The sequence below is a fragment of the Caballeronia sp. genome (assembly GCF_028292365.1).
Classification (GTDB): Bacteria; Pseudomonadota; Gammaproteobacteria; order Burkholderiales; family Burkholderiaceae; genus Caballeronia.
Map to the genome: position 1 here is coordinate 1 of NZ_JAQGMM010000318.1, position 5,720 is coordinate 5,720.

The window sequence follows — 5,720 nt, forward strand, 5'->3', positions numbered from 1 at the left end:
ACACGCGGCTCGCCAGTTCGGCGTGGCTAAATACCGGTTCGCACGTGTGGCAACCGATTTGTCTCACGCATTGTTTTTCGACGGTCGTTTCAAAGCATGGATCCCGCAATCCAATCACCAGTGCGTCCTATGCATCATTTCGGTCTACCCGATTGCATCGGTCGTCGTCGATACCCTCAGTTTCACCACACCAGTGTCGGGAAGCCTTTGCATCGTTGTGGCATCGTCGGAAACTCAAAGTGCCAGTGCAGCTATCGTTCGCAGTCAGCGTACGTGGTGCGGCTGACCGACCGGCGGGGTCCGGCCGATGCTGTTGAAAAAGTCGCCGCATGGCGTTGCCGCGCTCGGCCTCTCAGATTAGCCTACAAGCCGCTCGTGAGCCTTGGTCAAGGGTATAACGACCCATGAAAACCTCGCAAAACAGCTCGGCATCAACTTTTTCAACAGCATCGGCCAGGAAGCGACGTTCGCCCGATCTGTGCAATGGCCGAAACTCGGCCGTGAACAGCCCTTTGTAGAGGCCCCGATGTCTCGCCGGGCCGCCCGGATCAAGTCAACTTGCAACCGACCGCAGCCTCGCGAGCGCCAGAAATGCGCGCACCGCGCCTTCGGTTTCGTTGGCCCGACTTAACAGCACTAAATCTGCCACTATGTCGGTCTCCGCGACCGGACGGTAGGTCAAGTTTGGAATGGCAACCTTGTTCAGTGGCGCGGGTACTAGTGCGACGCCCAGTCCCGCCGCGGCCAACGCCAGCACACTCAGTGTGCTCGACACCCGGTGCGCTGGAAGGAACGATGTGCCCAGGTAAGTCCGGAGGCGCTCAAGAACGGCGTCACCGTCGCCGCTGCTGTACATGATGACCGGCTCTCCCTTCAACAGCGAGATCGACACACGCTTGCGCTTCGCGAGCGGATGCTCGGATGACATCGCGAGCATCATCGGCCATTGACCAACTGCCTCGGCGACCAGTGCCAGACTGGCCGCCCACTCGTGAGTAGGGCTATAGCCTACGTCGACCTGCCCGGTCCGAATTGCCTCGCCTTGCAGATGTGGTGCCAATTCATGCAGTTCGAGTTGCGCCTCGGGATAACGTAGCCGAAATTCGCGCAACGCATCCATGAGCAGACCGGTCATCACCGCATTCCCGGCGAAGGCGACCTTTACGCTGCCGATGTCACCCCGTAGAGAGCGTTGCACAATTGCCTTCGTACGTTCGGCCTGCATGAGGGTACGACGCGCCTCGACGAGCAGCAGCTCGCCTGCCTCGGTCAGCTCGACACGCCGGCTGGTGCGTACGAGGAGCGGTCCGCCGATCTCCTCCTCGAGCGCGCGAATCTGCATGCTTAGCGCTGGCTGCACGATGTGCAACTGCTGCGCGGCCCGGCCGAAATGCCCCGTTTCAGCAACGGCGACGAAGTAACGAAGATGGCGCAAATCCATCGGACGACCCATCACTCAGATTGATTAATCAATCATATCAATCTATTTGAGTTACCGGGCAGCAATGAGCAACACTGTCTTCATTCGGCCCGCTTTCGACGCGGCACGCCGTGCAATCCTGATTGGAGAGGAACCTCGAATGCAAACGAACCTGCAAGACAGAATGGATATCGCTGACCTGATGACGGGCTGGATTCACCGCGATCTCGCTCAGTGGGACCACCTGCGCACCCTGTTCCATCCGGACGGCGAGATCGAGGTCACGTGGTTTGAAGGTAAGGCGAGCGACTTTGTCGATGCTTCAATGCGCATGGGCGCATCGGATCTGCGGACGAAACACCTCATCACGTCGCCGGTGGTGGCGTTCAATGGCCGCAAGGCAGTGGTCGAAACCAACGCGGTGATTATTGGCGAGAACCTGAAGCTTGGTCTCGGCTGCGCGGCACACAGCCGCTTCTACGATCTCGTCGAAATGCGCGGCGGCGTCTGGAAGATAGTCAAGCGTCAATGCATTTACGACATGGGATCGTTCACGTTTCCGATCGGGATTGTCGACATCGACAAGGCAATCGTTGCCCGTTATCCCAGCGCTTATGCACCGCTTGCCTATCTGCTGGAAAAAAGCGGCTTTCCGGTGCGCCGCGTCTTTGCGACGAAGGGTAGCGACCTCGAAGTACAGATGAAGAAGGGCGGGCAGGCCTGGCTCGCACAATGATCGCGAACGACGTCCAAGGCGTAGCCCACCGTTACTGCCGGTGGTTGGCAGTAACGGCGACACTAAGCTGCTCACCGCGTTAAAGGCCCCCGTCACATAGGCTTGGAGCGAGTCCGCAGCCCAGTAGTCGGCAACCTCGCCATGGTCATTTGTTCGCCGCTTTTTTGTTGAGCGATAAGGGTAGCCTGTTCGGCTCAAAATAAGCGGTGGGTCGCAATGAAAACCGCGATACTCAGCTCGCTTGACGGTCGTGCCCAGTCCATGCGCGAGCCGGTACGCCAGATAGCGCTCAATGGCGTCTATGAACTTCGGGCTGGACAGATAGTTGCAACGCGTCTCCCATTGGGCGACGGTGTTGTTCATGGATGAGGTCCTTGCATCTAAAGGTTCAAGGACTGTGATGCGAATTGGCCACAGATTCGCTTGTGCGGCAAACCTGTTGGGTCCAACGCGCGGTTGTGCGCATGCCGCGGTTCGGCAATCTTTCCATCGGATGCAGTTTTACTGGCGAACATTCACTCGGTCGGCGCCCGGGCCCGCCCTTTTCGGCATGACGCGCGGCCTGCCGCTTGTTGTTTGGGGGATAGCGATCACGCAGAATTCCTTGTACGCCGGGACGCGCTCCGCGTGTGCGTGCGGAGCTGCACTTCCCGGGCGGCACATTCGGCATCCGCTTGAGCAGCAAACTCGGTGGCAAGAAAGTCAATCAAATGGCGCACGGCCGGCAGCAGTCCGCGCCGGGACGGGAATACCGCGTGGATGATGCCGCTGCGCGGCAACCAGCAGGGAAGCACCTCGATCAGACGACCTTGCAGCAGATCCTGCCTCACCTGAATCTCTGGCAGTTGCACGACGCCGGCACCAAGAAGTGCGGCGTGATACAAGGCGGCCAGATCGGTCGTGACGAGCCGGGGTTGATGGTTGATTTCGAGTCGGCTCCCGTCAGCCCCTTCAAGGGTCCAACGGTGTTCGCGCATCGGTGGCCCAAGATCCAGACTCGGCAAACGTCCAAGCTCTTCGGGCGCAGAGTCGGGCGCATATCTCGCCAGTAAGGCGGGATGTGCAACCAGGCGCTGGGAACTGTCTCCGAGCACCTTCATCACGAGATCGGCGTCTTCGAGCGGCGGGAAGCGCACCCGCAACCCGATATCAAATCCTTCACTGACGACGTCGACGCGCCGGTTGGCGACCTCCATGTGGACCTGAACATGGGGGTTTTGCATCATGAACCGGGCGACCATTTCTCCTACTCCAAGTGCCGCCAGGCCCGTAGGACAGCTTAGACGCACGATGCCGCGAGGCTCGGAGCGGGAGCGCTCGACCGCGGCCTCCGCTGCTTCGGCCTCAACCAGCATCGCAACGCAGTGGCGATAGTAGTCCTGGCCGATCTCCGTCACCACAAATTGTCTCGTTGAGCGCTGTATGAGCCGCACGCCGAGACGTTCCTCCAGCAGTGCAATCCGACGGCTCAGTTTCGATTTCGGCGTGCCCAGCTTTCGTCCCGCCGGCGCGAAGCCGCCGTTGTCCACCACCTGGACGTAGAAAAACAGGTCATTCAGATCGTGCATTGATGTCCCCATCGTTCATAAAATAGAACGCTGATGGCAAATATAGCGTACTACCGGGTAAATCGTCCCATATCTAATATTCATTCCAGATCGCGGCAGGCAAGGCCCGAGGAGCAGCGGGTGGTCCGTAGAGCGGACAGTGCGGCTCGAAGGACCTTCCGGTTGCGACGCCTGCAGACGAGGACGCCGACAGGCACTTTTCCCATCTCTTTCTAATGTGAACACCATGACGCTGAATACCGACGACACGCTGTTGACCCCCGACAACCACGCTGTGATGCTGATCGACCATCAATACCTGCAGTTGTTGACCGTCCGTTCGCATTCCGTGGAAACGGTCGTGAACAATGCGACCTTCCTGGCCGAGGGCGCCAGGATCTTCAATATACCCACCCTGTTCACGACGGCATTCGCGGAACGCCAGGCAATGTTTGCCGAACTTCAGGCGGTGCATCCGGAGCAAAAGCCCATCGATCGCTTCGGCCTGAACGCCTGGGACGATGAGCGCGTGCGCGAATGGGTGAAGAACACGGACAAGAGGAAGTTGGTGATGGCGGGTCTATGGACCGAGGTTTGCCTGACGATGCCCGTGCTGTCCGCGCTGGCAGCCGACTTCGAGGTCTACATCGTCACTGACGCCTCGGGCGCCAGCAGCGTCGAAGCGCACGAGCGCGCTGTTCAACGGATGGTGCAGGCCGGCGCACGTCCGCTGTCCACCGTCAGCTATGTCAGCGAAGTGCAACGCGACTGGAGCAGGGCGGACACGGCCGAACAGGTGGTGAAGCTGTTCGAAAAGCGCGGCGGTGGCTTCGGCCACGGCTTGAAGTGGGAATGGCAACTCCTCGGCCTGCAGGAAGGCACCCGCTGATCTGCCAACAGGCTCTTTCATGGTGCCTTTGGCACCCTCCTTCAAGTGAGTCACCAACAGGCGGGGCAGGCTGTCAGCCGGCTGCGCCGCAAGGAAGCACATCATGGCAAACCGCACAATCAAGGCGATCCATCGCGCCTACCGTGACGACATCCGGGATCTGGCGACGCGACGTCCCTTGCCCGGTCCCGACTTACCGGATATGAATCCGTTTCTTTTTCTTAACCATCATGGTCCGCAAGTCTACGCACCTAATAACGGTGGCTTGCCGTTCGGTCCGCATCCGCACCGGGGCTTTGAGACGGTGACATTTGTGCTGGAAGGCAGTCTCGCGCACTCGGATACCGGCGGCCACGAAAACATCATCGATGCGGGTGGCGTGCAGTGGATGACCGCGGGTAGCGGCCTCGTACATGCCGAGCTGTCGCCGCAGAGTTTCATGGAGCGAGGCGGCAAGTTGGAGATCCTCCAGTTGTGGCTCAACCTTCCGGCCACGCTGAAGATGACCGCGCCGCGGTACGTTGGTGTGCAGGAAGATGCTATTCCGTCTATTCCCACGCAAGACGGCACCGCTCGGATTCAACTGGTCTCCGGCGAATGTGCAGGCTTCCGCGGCCCAATCCAGTCCCTGACTGACACGTTCATGTCCGTTGTCCGGGTGGCAGCCGGTGGTCGTGTGAAATTCGCTGGTGTAGCGGGCCGGCAGATCTTTATGTATGTCGTTCGCGGCAGTATCGCCATCGATGGTGGGCAAGTTGCGCAGTTCAATCTTGCAGAACTGCACGATGACGGTGACGTGGTCGAGCTGGAGGCAACGGAGAATTCCATCATTCTGTTTGGCCATGCCGATCCAATTCACGAGCCGATCGCTTCGCGCGGGCCGTTCGTCATGAATACGCAGGATGAACTTAATCAGGCCTTTGCGGATTTCCATGCAGGGAAATTCAACGTTTCGGCAACTTAGCGCATGGCGCACGGAGTTTCGACATGCGGCCTTTTTCCGGTCGGACTGCATAGGCAAAGCGTCAAGAGGTTTTGGAGCACAGGGGCATTCTTTCAACGAGAAAAATTCGTTAGAGAGAATGCACGATCAATGATTACAACCGCATTTAATAGTCGTGAGCTCAA

General features: G+C 59.1%; 6 protein-coding genes. 4 read left to right on the forward strand and 2 right to left on the reverse strand.

All coding sequences use genetic code 11. The features are described from left to right. Positions 1–286, forward strand: a 286-nt coding sequence (locus JWR14_RS19690; protein WP_299710034.1) for a hypothetical protein, incomplete at its 5' end; no start/stop codon positions are given. A gap of 267 nt (positions 287–553) precedes the next feature. Here JWR14_RS19690 and JWR14_RS19695 read toward each other — a convergent pair. Then, positions 554–1,441 (reverse strand): LysR substrate-binding domain-containing protein, encoded by an 888-nt coding sequence (locus JWR14_RS19695; RefSeq protein ID WP_299710036.1) that lies wholly within the window; start codon positions 1,439–1,441, stop codon positions 554–556. 139 nt (positions 1,442–1,580) lie between these two features. Here JWR14_RS19695 and JWR14_RS19700 point away from each other — a divergent pair, with 139 nt between their 5' ends. Beyond that, entirely contained in the window at positions 1,581–2,156 is a 576-nt protein-coding gene (locus JWR14_RS19700) for a nuclear transport factor 2 family protein (RefSeq protein WP_299710038.1), read from the forward strand. 590 nt (positions 2,157–2,746) lie between these two features. Here JWR14_RS19700 and JWR14_RS19705 read toward each other — a convergent pair. After that, positions 2,747–3,724 carry a LysR family transcriptional regulator gene (locus tag JWR14_RS19705; RefSeq protein WP_299710040.1) on the reverse strand — a complete coding sequence of 326 codons (978 nt, stop codon included), beginning with the start codon at positions 3,722–3,724 and terminating at the stop codon, positions 2,747–2,749. Between the two features lie 226 nt (positions 3,725–3,950). On the opposite strand from JWR14_RS19705, the gene JWR14_RS19710 reads away from it, so the two are divergent. Beyond that, positions 3,951–4,592: an isochorismatase family protein gene (locus JWR14_RS19710; RefSeq protein WP_299710042.1), complete on the forward strand. Its 642-nt coding sequence runs from the start codon at positions 3,951–3,953 to the stop codon at positions 4,590–4,592. Positions 4,593–4,695: 103 nt separating this feature from the next. After that, positions 4,696–5,556, forward strand: coding sequence for a pirin family protein (locus JWR14_RS19715; protein ID WP_299710044.1), 861 nt, complete (start codon positions 4,696–4,698; stop codon positions 5,554–5,556). Positions 5,557–5,720 lie beyond the last annotated feature (164 nt).

Bases quoted from the DNA above. Each gene is read 5' to 3' on its own strand.
- JWR14_RS19695 (WP_299710036.1), bottom strand. From the start codon at position 1,441: ATGGATTTGCGCCATCTTCGTTACTTCGTCGCCGTTGCTGAAACGGGG.
- JWR14_RS19700 (WP_299710038.1), top strand. From the start codon at position 1,581: ATGCAAACGAACCTGCAAGACAGAATGGATATCGCTGACCTGATGACG.
- JWR14_RS19705 (WP_299710040.1), bottom strand. From the start codon at position 3,724: ATGCACGATCTGAATGACCTGTTTTTCTACGTCCAGGTGGTGGACAAC.
- JWR14_RS19710 (WP_299710042.1), top strand. From the start codon at position 3,951: ATGACGCTGAATACCGACGACACGCTGTTGACCCCCGACAACCACGCT.
- JWR14_RS19715 (WP_299710044.1), top strand. From the start codon at position 4,696: ATGGCAAACCGCACAATCAAGGCGATCCATCGCGCCTACCGTGACGAC.